This window comes from Shouchella phoenicis (assembly GCF_047238345.1).
Lineage (GTDB): Bacteria > Bacillota > Bacilli > Bacillales > Bacillaceae_D > Shouchella.
This window is the reverse complement of the sequence record NZ_JBDFMQ010000001.1, coordinates 643,671-659,802: the sequence shown is the minus strand read 5'-3', so window position 1 is coordinate 659,802 and position 16,132 is coordinate 643,671. Positions and strand designations below refer to the sequence as shown.

The following is a 16,132-nucleotide window of genomic DNA, read 5'->3' as shown; positions in this document are numbered from 1 at the left end:
ACAATATAGTCAATAATTTATACTCATTGTATAAATTGTTTTTTTTCGTCCTACAATTTATACTAAACACATCGGATTATCGCAAGGAGGCTCTAATGAACGAACGAAAGAAACATGTAGCCGAATCTGCTCTTAAACTCTTTCAAGAGAAAGGCATTCAACATACATCGATTCAAGATATTTTAAAAGCGGCCGCTATTTCTAAAGGGACGTTTTATAATTATTTTTCTTCAAAAAACGACTGTGTTGCAGAAATATTGGAAGATTTGCGGTATGAAGCAAGTCAACGTCGAATTGCCGCGCAGATTGGGAAAGCACGCAATGATCGCACTATTTTCATTGAACAAATTTCGATTTTAATTAAGCTACAAGAAGAAAAACACCTCTATCGTTTATTTGAAGCCATTCTCCATTCAAATGAAGCAGATTTAAAAAAACTCGTGCTCAAGCATCGCGTTCATGATATAGAATGGCTATCTGAACGATTAATTGAAGTACAAGGTGATTCCATTCGACCTTTTGCTTTTGAAGGGGTTATTTTGTTTACAGGAATGCTTCAACACACCCTATTTGTCCATCGTTATACAAATAGTAGTTACCATTTAGAAACGGTCATAGACATTCTTTTATCGTATTTAGAAGAAATTCTAAAGAAAATGGCACGGGAACAGCAATTTTTGCTTAATGATGCAGCCATTCAGCAATTTCGCTCGCAAGTAGAGCATAAAGCCGTCACGAAACAAGACGTCCTGTCTTATGCAGACTCATTGGATATTGCTCACTTTTATGAAGAGCAAAAAGACTTATTTGATGCGATCCTGGAAGAGCTCCATAAAGAACGAATCCGAAAAGCGGTTCTTTTACCTTTATTAAAGCCATTCCAAGCGTCTGCACAAGACACGACCATGGAAGATTCGGTTCAGTCGTTCATTAATATGATCTGGTATTATGTACATTCTTATTAAAAAAGAGGTAGCTGGTGGGTTCACGCCCGCTACCTCGTCTCATCCATTTTGTTTTGCCACTGTTCCCTCAAACGATCCCTGTACGCTTCAGCATCCTCGCCTTCTTCCATTGGAAAGGCTTCTTCTAATTGTGTACTCATTTCTCGCCATGCGTAATTGTAAGCAAAGTGGTCATATTCCCAGTCGTATAGAAAAGCTTCTAACGATAATCCATGAGCGGAAGCAATCGACTCCATAAACGCTTCATCGATTTGTTCGACTTCTTGTTCAATAAAAGCATATATGCGTCCCTCGCTCATATCAACATCGTAAATCTCTTCAGCAACATCCAGTGCATCCTGTCGATCTTGATAGGCTTCTTCCGCCTGCGCTACCAGTTCTGAATCTGATAAAGGTTCATCAGAAGCAACTAATAGTCGAACAGCCCACTTCTCAATTCCTTCTTCCAACCCTTCTAGCTCACCCACATGGTCCATTGCCTGTTCGATTGCCGCAGTTGTTTCCGCTTCGGACATCGGTTCATCCATTTCTTGCGGCTCTTGACTGACTTCTGGAGCCTCGGACCGATGTTGGAAGAACATAAGCCCACCAGCAATCAAAACAATCGTCCCAATAACGATGACCCATTTCTTCATTAAACCACCTCTCCATTATTTCTACGATTTCGTCTGGAAAAAGTTTCTATTACGTCCTTATGGGTATATGGTAACAAATAGAAGAAAAGGAGGAAATCCTATGAAGGCATTTTTTTCATTTGTTGCGCTCATTCTACTTTTATCTTTTTTAACGGCTTGTACGGTGGGAGAAGAGGAATCAGAACTGTTAGGACAAATTCCAACGGTTTCGTTGTTCATTGATAACGAAGAAGTACCAACCATTCATCGCCCTGTTTGCTGGAATAACTGCTTTAATATTGATCAAAATCTCTCTGTTCACGATGAAGATAGCGCCTTACTTAACCCCATACCAGTAACCCATGGCCAGGAGGTAGAGATTGTCGTGAATGATCAGTTCATTGATATTAATTATCCGCAAGAGCCCATTTTTTGGTTAGATGTTCACGAAGGGTCCCAGTCCACTTCAGGAATTGAGCTCGACGATTCGTCTTTTATTATTGATAGCTTAGGTCCTGAAGTCACCTATCGGGTCTACACGGATTATACAAATGCTGAAGATGAGCGAATTGGTGTCATTATGACGATGGTCCTATTTGAGGTGTCAGGAGATTAAATATTTAAAGGGTAGCTACCTGTTTCGAGCTACCCTACTCTCCATACAACCGCATGAATACCTCCCCTTCTAATACGGATCGATCGTCTTGCTGACTTGCACGAACGCTAAACCGAACGGTCTCATGAGACACCTCATCTGCTTGAGCTTCAAGCGTCACCACATCACCTAGAAAAACCATTCCCCGAAAGCGAATCTGAATCTCTTCCATATATCCTTCTTCCACATATGGCGTAAACAGTTTTGTTAGATTCCCCATTGTCCACATGCCATGGGCGATAATTCCCGGTAACCCTGCGTTTAACGCTTCTTGGTCATCTTGATGAATCGGGTTATGATCTCCAGAAGCATTCGCATAGGCAATTAAATCTTCACGTGTCACTGGCTCAAGTTTTATAGATGGGAGTGAATCACCGTTTGTCATCTTCATGATTGTGCTCATTGGCTCATCGCCTTTCTCACCGCGGCGTTGATGATAATCACTTGTTTTGCGGAGAAGAGAACGTCTCCATCCACATCTTCACCAGTGCCTACTAATGTTAGGAAGCCCATTTTCCCACTCTTTCCTTCCTTCTCCACGTACGCTTCCACTTTTAAGAAACAGTAGACTTCCTCACCAACCATAAGGGGGCGCGTATAGTGATACGTTTGCTCCCCGTGAATCAGTCCTTTCTTCGGCAAATTCAACCCTGCAACCTCACCATACTGAAACGTGCGCGGAAACGTTGGTGGGGCGAGATTTTGTTTAAAGCGGGTTGTCTTTCCGTACGATTCATCGACATAGATAGGGTGAGGGTCACCGATCGCAGCGGCAAACGTGACGACGGCCTCACGGGAAACCGTGTTTTTCACTCGATTCGATTTCTTTCCAATGATATCTTCAAACATAGCCTTAACTCCTTATGCTTTTGGTCCACCTGCGACATAAATGACCTGTCCGTTTACAAATCCAGAGCGAGAATCAGCAAAAAATGCAACGGTATTCGCAATATCTTCTGGTTTTCCACTTCGAGCTACAGGAATTTTTGCGACACTTGCTTCAATGAGCTGTTCAAACGAAATCCCTAACCGATCCGCGGTGGAACGAGTCATGTCTGTTTCAATAAACCCTGGTGCAATCGCATTTGTCGTAACCCCATATTTCCCGAGCTCAATTGCCATCGTCTTCGTAAAACCTTGCAAGCCTGCTTTTGCTGTTGCATAATTGGCTTGACCACGATTGCCGAGCGCCGATGTTGATGATAAATTAATAATTCGACCGTAAGATTGCTTGATCATATGAGCTTGCGCAATTTGTGTCATGATAAATGCACCTTTTAAATGGACATTCATCACCGTATCCCAATCGTGCTCTGACATTTTATAAAACATTTGATCACGAATAACACCCGCATTATTAACAAGAATTTCAATTGAACCGAAAGTCTCCATTACGTCTTGAACCGCTTTCGTTACTTGGTCACGATTCGTCACATCTGCTTGAATGGCACGAACCGTTAAGCCTTTATCTTGTAACGATTGTTCCGCTTCACTCAATGCCTCTTCATTTATATCAAAAATGACGACGTTTGCCCCATCCGTTGCGAGTCGCTCAACAATCGCCTTTCCAATGCCTCGACTACCACCCGTCACAATCGCCGTTTGTCCTTGTAAATGTGACATGTACATCCTCCTCTTTATCCAAACATGGAATGACCGCCATTAACCGGCAGCACTTGCCCTGTAATCCAATCTGAAGCAGGTGATAACAAAAATCCCACGGCGCCTGTTACATCAGACGGTTCTCCTAACCGCTTTGCTGGATATTGCTTCATAATTTTCTGGCGTACCTCGTCTTTAAATGGCAAATCTCCTTTATCAATTAAACCTAGGGAGAGCGTATTACATTGAACGTTATCCCGCCCGACTTCTTGCGCCAGCGATTTTATAAAACTAATCGTCCCATTACGAGCTGCCGCTGAAATAATCAGGTGACGATCCCCTGTCCGTGCAGAATCCCCAACGACTTGAATAAACTTGCCTTCACCGCGCTCTTTCATTGGTGGAACAAAGGTGTACGCGAGATTCATAACACCGTGTAAACAGACGTCCACTTCTTCGCGCCACTCATCTGGCTTATAATCAAAAAACGATTTTGTTTTCGTATAGCCTGCATTGTTGACGACCATATCCACGTGCCCGAGGGTTTGATCAAGCTGGTTTTTCATTGCTTCCACCTCTGCAAAATGTGCGAGGTTGCCCTTTACTGCGCATATCGTAATGTTGGCTCCCCTTAGTTCTTCCACAGTCTCGTGGGCTTCTTTTTCAGAGTGATGGTAGTGGAGCGCAATCGTGGCCCCAGCCTCCGCTAGAGCTTGCACGATTGCTCGACCAACCCCTTTTGCACCTCCTGTTACGAGTACGGTTTTTCCATGTAAATCCATAGGATGCCCTCCTGAAAAATCACTTCATTTCCTTTTGCAATTGGGTTGCAATAATGTTCTTTTGGATCTCGGATGTGCCTTCGTAGATGCGCGTAATTCGTGCATCACGATAAAACCGTTCGATCGGATATTCCGAGATATAGCCAATCCCACCATGAATTTGAACTGCTTTATCTGCCACTCTCCCATAGGTTTCTGAACCAAAGAGCTTCACCATCGCAGCTTCTTTAATCACTTTTTTCCCCTCGTCGACCATCCAAGCAACCCGGTATGTCATGGAACGCAATGCTTCTATTTCCATCGCCATATCTGCCAGATAATGTTGAATGATTTGCTGTTCAAAAATCGGCTTCCCAAACTGTATCCGTTCCTGTGAAAACGTAAGCGATAAATCAAGCAGTTTATCACAAGACCCAAGATTACGGGCAGCCATCCCTGCGCGCCCATTTGCTAAAATTTTTAACGCATTCATATAACCTTGCCCAACTTCGCCGAGGATGTTCTCAGCAGGAACTGCACAATCTTCAAAGAAAAGTTCCGACGAGTGGGACCCGTGTAAACCCATTTTCTGTTCAATTTTGCCGATAATCAGTCCCGGTGTATCCCTTTCGACAATGAACGACGTAATTCCTTTCGCTCCTTTTGACGGATCTGTCACAGCCATTACGGTAAAAATACCAGCAATTGGAGCATTCGTAATATAGTGCTTACTTCCATTTAAAATATAATGATCACCTTTTTTCACAGCAGTAGTTTTTAGATTGGATGCGTGAGAGCCTGCGCTTGGCTCTGTTAATGCAAACGCACCAATCATCTCCCCACTTGCCATCTGCGGTAAGTATTTTTCTTTCTGTTTTTCTGTCCCAAACTCGACAATGCCGACGCCACCAATGCCTGTATGCCCGCCAATTACAGTCGTATAGCCATTATGGGTTCGACCAATTTCTTCAAGAACCGCACATTTCCCGACCATACTAAGTCCAAGTCCGCCATATTGTTCCGGTACACTTAAAGCAAACAAACCCATTTCTTTTGTCTTTTCCATGATATCTGCTGGAATTTCGTTGGTTTCTTCGATCTCCATCGCTCTTGGATCAACTTCATGGTCAATAAAATCGCGAATGCCTTTTTTCAGTAGTTGTTCATCTTCCGTTAAATTAAAGTTCAACTGACTTCACCACATTTCTTTTTAATCGAATGAGTTTCATCACACCATTGTTAATCCGCCACTGACAGAAAGGGTTTGCCCGGTAATATAGCTCGATTCATCTGATGCAAAGAAACGAACCGCATTGGCAATATCACTCGGTTCTGCCAGACGTCGGAACGGAATTGCCTTTGTTAATGCAGCTGCAATGCCTTCGTTGTACGTCCCAATTTCTTGAAATAACGGTGTATCGGCTGGTCCCGGCGCAATACAGTTTACATTAATTTTATGTCGGGCCATTTCCCGAGCAAGGGTTTTCGTCAAGGTAATGATGCCGCCTTTTGCTGCTGAATAGACCGCTTCCCCACTTGAGCCAACTCTTCCAGAATCAGAGGCGATGTTAATGACTTTTCCGTAACCGCTTTCAATCATTTTCGGCAAAATTTCCTTACATGTATGAATTTGTCCCATTAAATTAATCGCGATAATCGTCTGCCACGTACTCGGTTCACTTTTTAAAAAAGGTTCAATCTTATCCCAACCTGCATTGTTGACAAGTACATCAATTTGACTCGTATGACTCATTGCCTTTTCTACGGCTTGTTGGACACTTTCTAATGACGTCACATCGCAATAAACAGCATACGCCTCGCCTCCCAAATTATGCACGCGCGAGACGGTTTCTTCTGCATTTTCCATATTGACGTCAGTCACAATAATCGTCATGTCTTGCTTTGCTAGCGTTAACGATATTTCTCTACCCATTCCTCGTCCTGCACCAGTAACAAATGCCACTCGCTTTTCCATTGTTTTCCCTCCATCTTTACGTTTCTTTTATTACCTTTGAGATCTCATCTCGCAAACGATATTTTTGGATTTTGCCGCTAGGCGTTCGCGGAAAATCATCGACAATTTCGACATGCTCCGGCCAATACTGTTTTGCGACCCCTTTTTCTTTTAAAAACTGTTGGACATCCGCGAGACTTAATCTTGATGCTTCTGATTTCAAACGGATAAATGCACAACCTTTTTCTTGTAATCGTGGGTCAGGCATCGCAATAAGTTGGACAATTGCGATATCCGGGTGCTCATAAAGGGCATTTTCCACGTAAGCCACTGGGATGTTTTCGCCACCCCGTATAATAATGTCTTTATTTCTACCAGCAATGCGAATATAGCCATCATCATCCATTACCGCTCGATCACCTGTCACAAACCAGTCGTCATGAAATTCTTCCAATGTTTTTTCAAGCTGTTTGTAATAGCCAATAAATAACGCAGGTCCTCGACATAGAAGGTCGCCTTCCGTGTTTCGCGCCACTTCTATTCCGGTTTCATCAACAATCTTTAGTTCCATTCCTTCAAAAGGAACACCGTCTGTCCCTGTAATCTTCTCTTCTTCATCTTCTGGTTTCGTCAGCGTCACTAATCCATCTTCGGTTTGGCCCCACCCTGCTAGAATCGTAAACGGAACCTTTGCACACGCTTCTTTGACAAGTGTGCGAGGTAATGGGGCACCAAGTGCTACAAAGTAGTGCAATGATGCGAGATTGTACGTTTCTACATCTGGATTCTGCACGGTATCTTGAAGAAAAGGGGTTGCCCCTGCCGTAAAGGTAATCCCTTCTGTCTCGACTAATTTCAAAAATTCGCCTGGGTCCCATATATCTTGATAGATGGCAGTTCCACCAAAATGTGTAGGAAGACGAACACCATAACCAAAACCGGTTTGATGGGCAAATGTGGACGCCATAAACATAACATCATCGGCTGTTAAATGTAGCCGATCAATCCAATAATTCGTCGACACGCATAAAGTATTATGCGTATGCATCACGCCTTTCGGTTGCCCTGTCGTGCCTGACGTAAAAATAATTTCCGTTACATCATTAGGATCATGGGTAATCTGCTGTAGCTCTGCGACTGACTTTCTTTCTTCCCATGGCTCACCCATTAATCTAGTAAGCGGTTTCATTAATTCTGGAACGTTTTCGCCTAATACGAAAATTTCTTGCAGATTTGGTAATGTCGGCTTTAACCGCTCCAGCATTTCTGTATAGCGAAAACCACGAAACTCATCAGGAATGACGAGCATTTTCGCCTCAACTGTTGCGACCATATGGCCAATTTCACGATCGCGATAGATCGGGACAAGTGGATTTGTAATCACGCCAATTTTACTAGCTGCATAATGAAGAATAATAAATTCATTCCAATTCGGTAGCTGAAGCGAAAGCACGTCACCTTTTTGCAATCCATGTTCCAGCAAGCCTAACGCGACACGATTGACTATTTTTCCAAGCTCTGCGTAGGTATAACAACTTTTGTGATCAACGATTGCTCTCTTACTTGGATAACGGCGAATCGCTTCGTCTAAATACTCAATGATCGTTTTATTCGGCCAGTTTGATTCGTTTTTTGCGATATACTCTGGAGTCAACAGCGTGTTTTGTTTCACTGGTTTGTCCTCCTACTCACCCTCTAAATTTTTTGAAATCAACGGGTCTTTTTTCTAAAAATGCATTCTTCCCTTCTTTTGATTCGGCCGTATTGTAAAACAATGCTAGATTGGACATGGCAAGCTGAGAGATTCCTTGGATATTTTGACTATCTGCATTAAACGAAAGCTTTAATACTTTAATCGCCGTTGGGCTCTTCTCAACAATTTTCTCCGCCCATTCTTGAGCGGCTTGTGCTAATTCATTAGCTGGAACTACCTTGTTGACTAATCCCATCTCCTTACACTCTTCTGCCGAGTATTTCTCACATAAATACCAAATCTCCCGCGCCTTTTTCTCTCCGACAATTCGAGCTAAATAAGCGGAACCAAACCCAGCATCAAAACTCCCAACTTTCGGACCGGTTTGCCCGAATTTGGCCGTATCTGCGGCAATCGTTAGATCACAAATGACATGGAGCACATGACCGCCACCAATTGCGAATCCGTTCACTGCAGCAATGACTGGCTTAGGAATATTCCGGATCGTTTGATGCAAGTTTTCCACTTCAAGACCAATCCCACCGCCAAGTCCGCCTTGATAATCGTAGCCGCCTTCATCGCCTTTTTCTTTCTGATCTCCACCAACACAAAACGCCTTTTCTCCTGCTCCTGTTAAAATTACCGCTCCAATTCGGTTGTCATCCCATGCATCTCGAAAACTCCAAATGAGCTCTTCAATCGTTCGCGCTCGGAACGCATTGTATACTTCTGGACGATTAATCGTAATCTTTGCAATTCCATTTGCTTTTTCATACTGCACATCTTTTAGTTCCAATTCTCGTCACCACCTATAATTGTTTTAAAACGACTTGCCCTTTTATGACCTCAATTCCTTCTTGGTTCATACACGTGACTTTTTCGGTTAACCAGTTCCGCTCTTCGTTTACGTCAATGATTTCTACATACGTTGTGAGCTCATCCCCTACATAGACGGGATGTAGGTAGTACAACTCTTTTTGCATCATGACACATGGGACACCGGGCAATGTATTGCTCATGACATCACTGATAAACCCTTCACTCATCAACCAAGGTACGTGTCTCTTTTCAGCAGAATGACCCTCTTCTGCGCATCCAAGTGCCTTCCATTTTGACAAATCCTCTAAGTGGAACGAACAGCTTCTGCTTGCCACTTGACCAATTGCATAGTGATTTGCTTTTCTCATCCTCACCACTCCGCTTTAGTAAGACCGGTACTCTTTTCCAATAATGTCTTTGGCAATGACCATTTGGTTCGCCTGTGCGGTGCCATCCCCTATCTCCAGTCCAATGACATCTCGCAGGCGCTGTTCTAACGGCATTTCTTTTGTATAGGCATAATGCCCGTTTAAGAGCAGACACTCATGGATCGCTTCTTGACTGTATTTAGGTCCAAGCCATTTAACTGCCGCCGATTCTTTTGAATGTTTTAAGCCTTGGTCGCGCAACCAAAGTCCTCGATAGGCTTGCCATCTCACCATATCGAGCTGTGTATAGTGGGTAACAATTGGAAACGAAACACCTTGATAGGTAGCAAGTGGTTTTCCAAATGAATGCCTAATCTTCACATGCTCGATTGTTTCCTCTAGGCTTTGCATCGCTGCTCCAACACATTGCAGCCCGATTAACAATCGGCTTAAATCAAACCCATTCATTACTTGTGCAAATCCTTTCCCCTCTAGCCCAATTAAATATTCTTCTGGCACAACAACATCATGTAAATAAAGAGAGCCTCGACTCACTGGAATATTGCCTAAATCCTCATACCCTTTCGTTTCTAACCCTTTTAAATCAGCTGGCACGATAAAAGCTGATATGCCACGATTCCCGAGCTCAGGGTTCGTTTTCGCAAAAATGATAAACGCATCGCCTGAAGTGGCGACACTAATTCCAGATTTTTCGCCATTTAACACGTAAGCGCCATCTTTATAGACTGCCGTCGTTTTAATTCCACCGGCATCGGTGCCAGCAGAGGGTTCTGTGATGGCAATACCGACAATACTCTCACCTGAAGCAATCTTAGGAAGCCATTCTTTTTTTATGTTGTCGCTTGCATGTGTCGCAATGATTTCGCCAATCAGAGCATTGAGCATAACGGCATACGTTAGATTAAAGTCACCTTTTCCAATCTCTTCGGCTGCAATTCCCGTTGTCACACAATCGGCACCACTGCCTCCGTACTCTTCAGGAATGCGTAGTCCATTAACGCCTAGCTCGCCTAGCTTCTTCCACAAGTGCTTCGGTGTAACCCCTTCTCGATCCCAGCGTGTATAGTTTGGTAGCAGCTCCTCTTTCGCAAACTCTCGTAGCATTTTAGCGAAGTACTGCTGTTCTTCATTAAATGAAAAGTCCATCTCTATCATCTCCTTCTCTCTCTTCTTGCAAAGGTTATGCCAACCGAATTTTGCTAATAAACCCTCCTCTTTCAGCGTTTCCGTTTCGCAGTAATGCATCTATTCGCACTCCTGCGAAACACCATTGCGAAAAAGCGACTCTATTGAAAAACGTGCACAATCCGTCAGGTTGTACACGTTAGTCTTTAATCCCATATTTAGAAAGCTTCCGATATAAACTAGCCAAATGAATATCTAACAATCGCGCGGCTGTTGTCCGATCCCCATCTGCTTGTTTTAACGCTTTACGGATTGCGTTCTCCTCCGCTCGCTTTACCTCATCTTCCAATGAATAAAGTGGTCGATCTTCTTCTACCTCTACTGGTTGTGAAAGCATGGTTTCGACGGGGCGCTTCAACGTTCGTCCATTTGTTAGATTCATCGCTCGCTCCACATACGCCTTGAGTTCTCTTACATTTCCTGGCCACTCATAGTGGAGCATCCATTGCTGCAACTCCATATCAATTGACTCTACTTGCAAACCTAATCGGTCGTTAAATAAAGAGACAAATGAATTAGCCAAAAGCAAAATGTCCTCTTTACGCTGACGTAACGCTGGAATTTTCAAATCAAATACGTATAACCGATAAAACAAATCCTGTCGAAATTTACCTTCATGGACGAGCATACTTAAATCTCGGTTTGTGGCCGCAATAATGCGAATATCAACATTTTTGCTACTCGTACCGCCAAGCCGTTCAATTTCTCGCTCTTGTAAAACCCGTAATAACTTTCCTTGCGCCGCATAGGGAAGTTCAGAAATTTCGTCCAAAAATAACGTCCCGTGCTGAGCTAACTCAACTTTTCCTGGCTTCCCTTCTTTTTTCGCCCCGCTAAACGCACCACCTTCATAACCAAATACTTCTGATTCAAAAAGGTCAGCAGGAATCGCTGCACAATTGACTGCCACGAATGGATTATGTTTGCGGGTACTCAATCCATGTATCGCTTGCGCAAACAGCTCTTTCCCTGTTCCACTTTCACCAGTAAGTAAAACAGTCGATTGACTTGTGGCAATCCGAGCAGCTAATTCTTTTGCCTGCTCCATCGACTCACTTCCACCTATCAATTCAGAGAAACTATATTTACTTTGCCGCGACTGGCTTTTTTTCTTTGTTAACCCATCCACTGCATTCATAAACGACATCAATTCAACATGCGCAACATCATCTTGACGGACGAGAACATGGTATTGCCTATGTTGATCAAGATGTACCACTCGAATGAGACACGCATAGCCAGATATAATACCAAAAAAGACCTGTTTTGGTTTGCGGCTACTCGGATCACGAATGAGCTCCCTCGCCGGCATGCCTACCCACTCTTCTTTATTGATCTGGATAGTAGCACATAACTCATCACTAAGAAAAACAATCTGACTATGTTCGTCGGTTTCAATATAACCCCAATTGATCCTGCGCTCTGCCGTAGTAAGCATGTTTTTCACATCAATTACCTAGAACAAGTATGACAATTTGACCTTTAATCACTTCATTGCCTTGATCATTCAAACAGGTAACTTTTTGCGTAATCCAGCTGCGTTCTTCATGAATATCGATTATTTCAAGCTCTGCTGTAATGACATCGCCGACATGGACAGGTCGATAAAACACAAGCTCTTTTTGCAAAAGGACACACGCTTTGCCAGGCAGTTTTTCACTGACGACCTGAGTAATCAGACCTTCTGCCAATAACCCTGGCACGATCGGTTGATTATAATACGTTTTCCACACATCTTGATCCGAGTTATATACAGGACTGTAATCGTTCGTCAGCGCTTTGCAAACCCTTACATCTTCGTCCGTAAAGGTTCGCTGTAATCGCGCAATCTGCCCAATGAATAAATCAGCCACTAGACTCGTCATCACCTAACCACCTTCCTTTCACACTTCTTTAAAAGTTGCGCCTGATGTTTCATACTGGGCGTAGACATCTTTTAAAGCAGCTTGTATGGCGTGCCCTGCTTTCCCACAATAGTGATGCTGGACCGTTTGAATTAATTCATCTACACCATGTTGTAAACAATACCCACGCAACAATTGGCGAATAAAGTTGCGCCCGTGCTCGGTTGCTAGCGTACAAGAACAATCCACGACTACGCCGTACGTAAAGTCTAGCTCTAACGTAATCGTGAGCGAATCGTATACATTTCGCGCTGCCATTCCTTGAGGAAGTTTTGCATGGCCAGCAATAAAGTAAGTGTTCATCACACATCTCCCTTATGTCCGCGCTACAACCTTTCATCTGCTTCGCCTTAGTTTGTCACCGTTACTTCTTCAAATGGCCAAGCAGGTAGCTGTTTTCGCAACGGACGATCTTCTTTGTAACCAAGCGCATATTCCGCTTGCATAATCGTATGAATTTCTTTTGTTCCTTCATAAATAACCGGCGCTTTTGAATTTCTTAAAAAACGTTCGACTGGATATTCATCTGAATAGCCATACGCACCGTGAATTTGAACAGCATCATTCGCTGCGTCAAAGCCGGCATTACAGGCAATCCACTTTGCCAAAGACGTTTCTCTCGTATTTCGCTCGCCGTTATTTTTTAACCATCCTGCCTTAAAAACAAGCGTCTGCGAGATTTCTAAATTCGCACTCATATTTGCAATCATTTGCTGGACAAGCTGATGCTTGCCAATTTCTTTTCCAAACGTTTTCCGCTCATGGCAATATTTTAAGCTCGCTTCAAGAGACGCTTCAATTAACCCTACTGCACCAGCTGCAACCGTGAAACGGCCATTATCCAGTGCCGACATGGCAATTTTAAACCCTTCTCCTTCTTCGCCAAGCAGATTTTCAGCTGGTACGCGAACATCTGTCAAAAAAACTTCCCCGGTATTCCCAGCTCGAATCCCTAATTTTCCTTTGATCGCCTTTGTTTCCACACCCTCGTAACTTCTTTCGACAATGAACGCGCTGATTCCTTTGTGCGCTTGATCATGATCTGTTTTTGCAAACACAAGAAAATGATCGGCTACATCGCAAAGAGAGATCCATGTTTTGGAACCGTTCAAAATATAAGAGTCCCCGTCCCGCACTGCAGTTGACTTCATCGCTGCAACATCCGAACCAGCATCAGGCTCTGTTAAACCAAAAGCACCAATTTTCGTTCCTTCTGCTTGAGGCGTTAAATACTTTCGCTTCTGTTCTTCTGTTCCCCACTGCAACACGGTCATACTGTTTAAACCTGTATGAACAGATACGGCGGTCCGATAAGCCGTGTCCCCACGCTCTAGCTCCTGACACACAATTGCTAGCGTGTTATAATCCATACCCGCCCCGCCGTACTGCTCTGGAATACATACGCCCATTAACTGCAATTCCGACAGCTTTTTTAGAATATGTGGTTGAAATTCCCCGTTTCGGTCCCACTCTTGAATGTATGGAATAATTTCTTTATCAACAAACTTTCGCACCATTTTTTGCACGCTTACTTGCTCTTCAGTCAGTTCAAAATTCATCATAGAAACGCCTCCTAAATAATGTGGTTTTGTCTAAGTCCTTCAATATCGTCTTTTATATAACCTAACTCACGTAAGACTTGCTCAGTATGCTCCCCGTATAGCGGTGGCGGTTTAGCCATTTTCACAGGACTTTTGCTTAATTTCAGCGGTGATCCTACTAGCTTTAACGCGCCTAACGACGGATGCTCCATTGACATACACATTTCCCGCGCTTGAATGTGCGGATCTGCGAACATTTCAGGGATTGTCTGAATCGGTCCATTCGGTACCCCTGCTTGATCAAACAATGCTTTCCATTCTCTTTTCGTTTTCGCTAGCATCGCCTCTCCGCAAATAGAGAGCAATCGTGTACGATTATCAACACGCATCGTGTTTGTTTGAAACAGTGGTAAATCCAATAACTCGGGCTTTTCAATCACATGGGCGAACTGCTCAAACTGGCGATCGTTCCCTACGGCGATGACCATATCTCCATCTTTCGCTGAAAACACTTGATAGGGGGAAATGTTCGGATGTTGATTTCCTAACCGAGTGGGCGTGTCACCTGTTGCAAGGTAGTTACTCGCAACGTTCACTAGAGCGGATATTTGACAATCCAACAACGAGATGTCGATTGCTTGCCCTTCTCCTGTTTGCTGTCGATGATGGATAGCCGACAAAATGCCAATACACGTATAGAGCCCGGTTAACACATCTGAAATAGCCACACCCACTTTTAACGGTGGGCCTTCCTTCTCTCCAGTGATGCTCATAAGACCGCTCATCGCTTGCACAATGTAATCATAGCCAGGTAAGGATTGGTATGGACCTGTTTGACCAAAGCCCGTTATCGAGGCAAGGATAATTCCTTCATTGTGCTGGGATAAATCGTCATAACTTAGTCCCCATTTTGCCATTGTGCCTACTTTAAAATTTTCAATCACTACATCCGCATCAACTACAAGTTCAAGGAAGATCTCCTTCCCTTTTTCTGAACCTAAATCTAACGTTATCCCACGCTTATTGCGATTTGCGGTTAAGTAGTACGCACTTTCAGTCCCAACAAAAGGAGGCCCCCAACTTCTTGTTTCGTCACCGTTTCGGACATGCTCAATTTTAATGACTTCAGCACCTAGATCACCCAGAATCATCGAGCAAAATGGACCAGCCAATACCCTTGATGTATCAATAATACGCATCCCTTCTAAAGCGCCGCGCAAAACACTCCCTCCTTCTTTAGTTGCAACAAAAAAGAGCCAGTAAAACAAACCATGTTTACAAACATGAATTGCTCTACTGACTCTATTCAAGGCTCGTCTTCAGGCTACCGAAGATCAAAGTGAACGTCGCCAAGTTATTATCGTTTTCCAGTTGAGACCAGAAACGCTGCAAGGTCATTGCAGTCGATGGTCATTTGTTTTAGTATAGTATAGACGTTAGAATTTTACAACAATTTATTTTAATCTTTTTCGCACCTTCTGATTATGATGATGCGTCTTACCGTCAATTTCTACAGTCCTTTGGCATCTTTCATACTAAATTCCCTAAGCTCAATGTCGCCGCAATCAATCATAAATTGTCGTATCATTTCGTTGTCCTCACTATTTTTCATCGCCAATTCGACACTTCATATGTCTCTAAATGTTCATAAGAGAGCAGCTTCACTTTCTCAGGATTCATTGGTGATACGCTTAACAGAAGCTGATCTCGACCTACGGAAAGATGTGGACCAACGACAGGTTCAACCTCAACGAGTAAATTAAACGAAAACCCACGAAAGCTTTCAGTGCGGTCAATTTTTAAAAGATAAATTTCGTAATCATAAACAATCACATCCTCTTTTAAAAAAGGCTTATAATACGTATTAACTGCCTGATTAATTGGGTCTGCTAAGAAGACCATTAAACTGTCGTACACCCTTAATTCATCTGAATCTTTCATTGTATTAACCGTATATGCCTGCACGCATGAAGGCTGCGTCAACGACATGACAATGAGCCCAAAAAAGATAATGTTCCTTAACCAACGCAAACTCAACTTAACCACCTTT

19 protein-coding genes are annotated in these 16,132 nt (G+C 43.3%); 2 read left to right on the top strand and 17 right to left on the bottom strand.

Annotated elements, in window-relative coordinates; genetic code table 11:
- Window positions 1-95: 95 nt before the first annotated feature.
- On the top strand, window positions 96-965 hold the full coding sequence (locus ABC361_RS03755) for a TetR/AcrR family transcriptional regulator (protein WP_413072740.1): 870 nt from the start codon (window positions 96-98) through the stop codon (window positions 963-965).
- A 29-nt stretch (window positions 966-994) separates the two neighbouring features.
- Here the strand turns inward: ABC361_RS03755 and ABC361_RS03750 are convergent, their stop codons facing one another.
- Entirely contained in the window at window positions 995-1,600 is a 606-nt protein-coding gene (locus ABC361_RS03750; RefSeq protein WP_413072739.1) for a hypothetical protein, read from the bottom strand.
- 100 nt (window positions 1,601-1,700) lie between these two features.
- On the opposite strand from ABC361_RS03750, the gene ABC361_RS03745 reads away from it, so the two are divergent.
- Window positions 1,701-2,195 (top strand): hypothetical protein, encoded by a 495-nt coding sequence (locus ABC361_RS03745; RefSeq protein ID WP_413072738.1) that lies wholly within the window; start codon window positions 1,701-1,703, stop codon window positions 2,193-2,195.
- A gap of 34 nt (window positions 2,196-2,229) precedes the next feature.
- Here ABC361_RS03745 and ABC361_RS03740 read toward each other — a convergent pair whose 3' ends face one another.
- From ABC361_RS03740 to ABC361_RS03665, 16 genes are all read right to left on the bottom strand, one after another.
- A complete protein-coding gene (locus tag ABC361_RS03740) occupies window positions 2,230-2,637 on the bottom strand; it encodes a MaoC/PaaZ C-terminal domain-containing protein (protein ID WP_413072737.1) in 408 nt (135 codons plus the stop codon).
- Window positions 2,634-3,083, bottom strand: a complete 450-nt coding sequence (locus ABC361_RS03735) for a MaoC family dehydratase N-terminal domain-containing protein (RefSeq protein ID WP_413072736.1) — start codon at window positions 3,081-3,083, stop codon at window positions 2,634-2,636. Before ABC361_RS03735 ends, ABC361_RS03740 begins: the two co-directional genes overlap by 4 nt.
- A 12-nt stretch (window positions 3,084-3,095) precedes the next feature.
- The gene (gene fabG, locus ABC361_RS03730) at window positions 3,096-3,857 is read right to left on the bottom strand and encodes a 3-oxoacyl-ACP reductase FabG (RefSeq protein WP_413072735.1); all 762 of its coding nucleotides are present in this window, start codon (window positions 3,855-3,857) and stop codon (window positions 3,096-3,098) included.
- Between the two features lie 14 nt (window positions 3,858-3,871).
- Window positions 3,872-4,618 carry an SDR family NAD(P)-dependent oxidoreductase gene (locus ABC361_RS03725; RefSeq protein WP_413072734.1) on the bottom strand — a complete coding sequence of 249 codons (747 nt, stop codon included), beginning with the start codon at window positions 4,616-4,618 and terminating at the stop codon, window positions 3,872-3,874.
- A gap of 19 nt (window positions 4,619-4,637) precedes the next feature.
- On the bottom strand, window positions 4,638-5,786 hold the full coding sequence (locus ABC361_RS03720) for an acyl-CoA dehydrogenase family protein (RefSeq protein WP_413072733.1): 1,149 nt from the start codon (window positions 5,784-5,786) through the stop codon (window positions 4,638-4,640).
- Between the two features lie 39 nt (window positions 5,787-5,825).
- On the bottom strand, window positions 5,826-6,572 hold the full coding sequence (locus tag ABC361_RS03715) for an SDR family NAD(P)-dependent oxidoreductase (protein WP_413072732.1): 747 nt from the start codon (window positions 6,570-6,572) through the stop codon (window positions 5,826-5,828).
- Between the two features lie 16 nt (window positions 6,573-6,588).
- The gene (locus tag ABC361_RS03710) at window positions 6,589-8,223 is read right to left on the bottom strand and encodes an AMP-binding protein (RefSeq protein WP_413072731.1); all 1,635 of its coding nucleotides are present in this window, start codon (window positions 8,221-8,223) and stop codon (window positions 6,589-6,591) included.
- A gap of 16 nt (window positions 8,224-8,239) precedes the next feature.
- On the bottom strand, window positions 8,240-9,040 hold the full coding sequence (gene menB, locus ABC361_RS03705; RefSeq protein ID WP_413072730.1) for a 1,4-dihydroxy-2-naphthoyl-CoA synthase: 801 nt from the start codon (window positions 9,038-9,040) through the stop codon (window positions 8,240-8,242).
- A 13-nt stretch (window positions 9,041-9,053) separates the two neighbouring features.
- The gene (locus ABC361_RS03700) at window positions 9,054-9,431 is read right to left on the bottom strand and encodes a hotdog family protein (protein WP_413072729.1); all 378 of its coding nucleotides are present in this window, start codon (window positions 9,429-9,431) and stop codon (window positions 9,054-9,056) included.
- A 15-nt stretch (window positions 9,432-9,446) separates the two neighbouring features.
- Window positions 9,447-10,598, bottom strand: coding sequence for an acyl-CoA dehydrogenase family protein (locus ABC361_RS03695; RefSeq protein WP_413072728.1), 1,152 nt, complete (start codon window positions 10,596-10,598; stop codon window positions 9,447-9,449).
- A 178-nt stretch (window positions 10,599-10,776) separates the two neighbouring features.
- Complete coding sequence (locus ABC361_RS03690) at window positions 10,777-12,075, bottom strand: sigma-54 interaction domain-containing protein (RefSeq protein WP_413072727.1); 1,299 nt, start codon at window positions 12,073-12,075, stop codon at window positions 10,777-10,779.
- A 10-nt stretch (window positions 12,076-12,085) separates the two neighbouring features.
- The gene (locus ABC361_RS03685) at window positions 12,086-12,502 is read right to left on the bottom strand and encodes a hotdog family protein (RefSeq protein ID WP_413072726.1); all 417 of its coding nucleotides are present in this window, start codon (window positions 12,500-12,502) and stop codon (window positions 12,086-12,088) included.
- An 18-nt stretch (window positions 12,503-12,520) separates the two neighbouring features.
- Window positions 12,521-12,844: a DUF3870 domain-containing protein gene (locus tag ABC361_RS03680; RefSeq protein WP_413072725.1), complete on the bottom strand. Its 324-nt coding sequence runs from the start codon at window positions 12,842-12,844 to the stop codon at window positions 12,521-12,523.
- A gap of 47 nt (window positions 12,845-12,891) precedes the next feature.
- Window positions 12,892-14,100 carry an acyl-CoA dehydrogenase family protein gene (locus ABC361_RS03675; RefSeq protein WP_413075710.1) on the bottom strand — a complete coding sequence of 403 codons (1,209 nt, stop codon included), beginning with the start codon at window positions 14,098-14,100 and terminating at the stop codon, window positions 12,892-12,894.
- A 14-nt stretch (window positions 14,101-14,114) separates the two neighbouring features.
- Window positions 14,115-15,302: a CaiB/BaiF CoA transferase family protein gene (locus ABC361_RS03670; protein WP_413072724.1), complete on the bottom strand. Its 1,188-nt coding sequence runs from the start codon at window positions 15,300-15,302 to the stop codon at window positions 14,115-14,117.
- A gap of 388 nt (window positions 15,303-15,690) precedes the next feature.
- Entirely contained in the window at window positions 15,691-16,119 is a 429-nt protein-coding gene (locus tag ABC361_RS03665; protein WP_413072723.1) for a DUF3888 domain-containing protein, read from the bottom strand.
- Window positions 16,120-16,132: the final 13 nt, after the last annotated feature.

Excerpts from the sequence above, each read along its gene's own strand:
- ABC361_RS03715 (WP_413072732.1), bottom strand. The coding sequence starts at position 6,572 with ATGGAAAAGCGAGTGGCATTTGTTACTGGTGCAGGACGAGGAATGGGT.
- ABC361_RS03675 (WP_413075710.1), bottom strand. The coding sequence starts at position 14,100 with ATGAATTTTGAACTGACTGAAGAGCAAGTAAGCGTGCAAAAAATGGTG.
- ABC361_RS03680 (WP_413072725.1), bottom strand. The coding sequence starts at position 12,844 with ATGAACACTTACTTTATTGCTGGCCATGCAAAACTTCCTCAAGGAATG.
- ABC361_RS03700 (WP_413072729.1), bottom strand. The coding sequence starts at position 9,431 with ATGAGAAAAGCAAATCACTATGCAATTGGTCAAGTGGCAAGCAGAAGC.
- ABC361_RS03745 (WP_413072738.1), top strand. The coding sequence starts at position 1,701 with ATGAAGGCATTTTTTTCATTTGTTGCGCTCATTCTACTTTTATCTTTT.
- ABC361_RS03740 (WP_413072737.1), bottom strand. The coding sequence starts at position 2,637 with ATGAGCACAATCATGAAGATGACAAACGGTGATTCACTCCCATCTATA.
- ABC361_RS03690 (WP_413072727.1), bottom strand. The coding sequence starts at position 12,075 with ATGCTTACTACGGCAGAGCGCAGGATCAATTGGGGTTATATTGAAACC.
- ABC361_RS03735 (WP_413072736.1), bottom strand. The coding sequence starts at position 3,083 with ATGTTTGAAGATATCATTGGAAAGAAATCGAATCGAGTGAAAAACACG.
- ABC361_RS03750 (WP_413072739.1), bottom strand. The coding sequence starts at position 1,600 with ATGAAGAAATGGGTCATCGTTATTGGGACGATTGTTTTGATTGCTGGT.
- ABC361_RS03755 (WP_413072740.1), top strand. The coding sequence starts at position 96 with ATGAACGAACGAAAGAAACATGTAGCCGAATCTGCTCTTAAACTCTTT.
- ABC361_RS03685 (WP_413072726.1), bottom strand. The coding sequence starts at position 12,502 with ATGACGAGTCTAGTGGCTGATTTATTCATTGGGCAGATTGCGCGATTA.
- fabG (WP_413072735.1), bottom strand. The coding sequence starts at position 3,857 with ATGTCACATTTACAAGGACAAACGGCGATTGTGACGGGTGGTAGTCGA.
- ABC361_RS03695 (WP_413072728.1), bottom strand. The coding sequence starts at position 10,598 with ATGGACTTTTCATTTAATGAAGAACAGCAGTACTTCGCTAAAATGCTA.
- ABC361_RS03725 (WP_413072734.1), bottom strand. The coding sequence starts at position 4,618 with ATGGATTTACATGGAAAAACCGTACTCGTAACAGGAGGTGCAAAAGGG.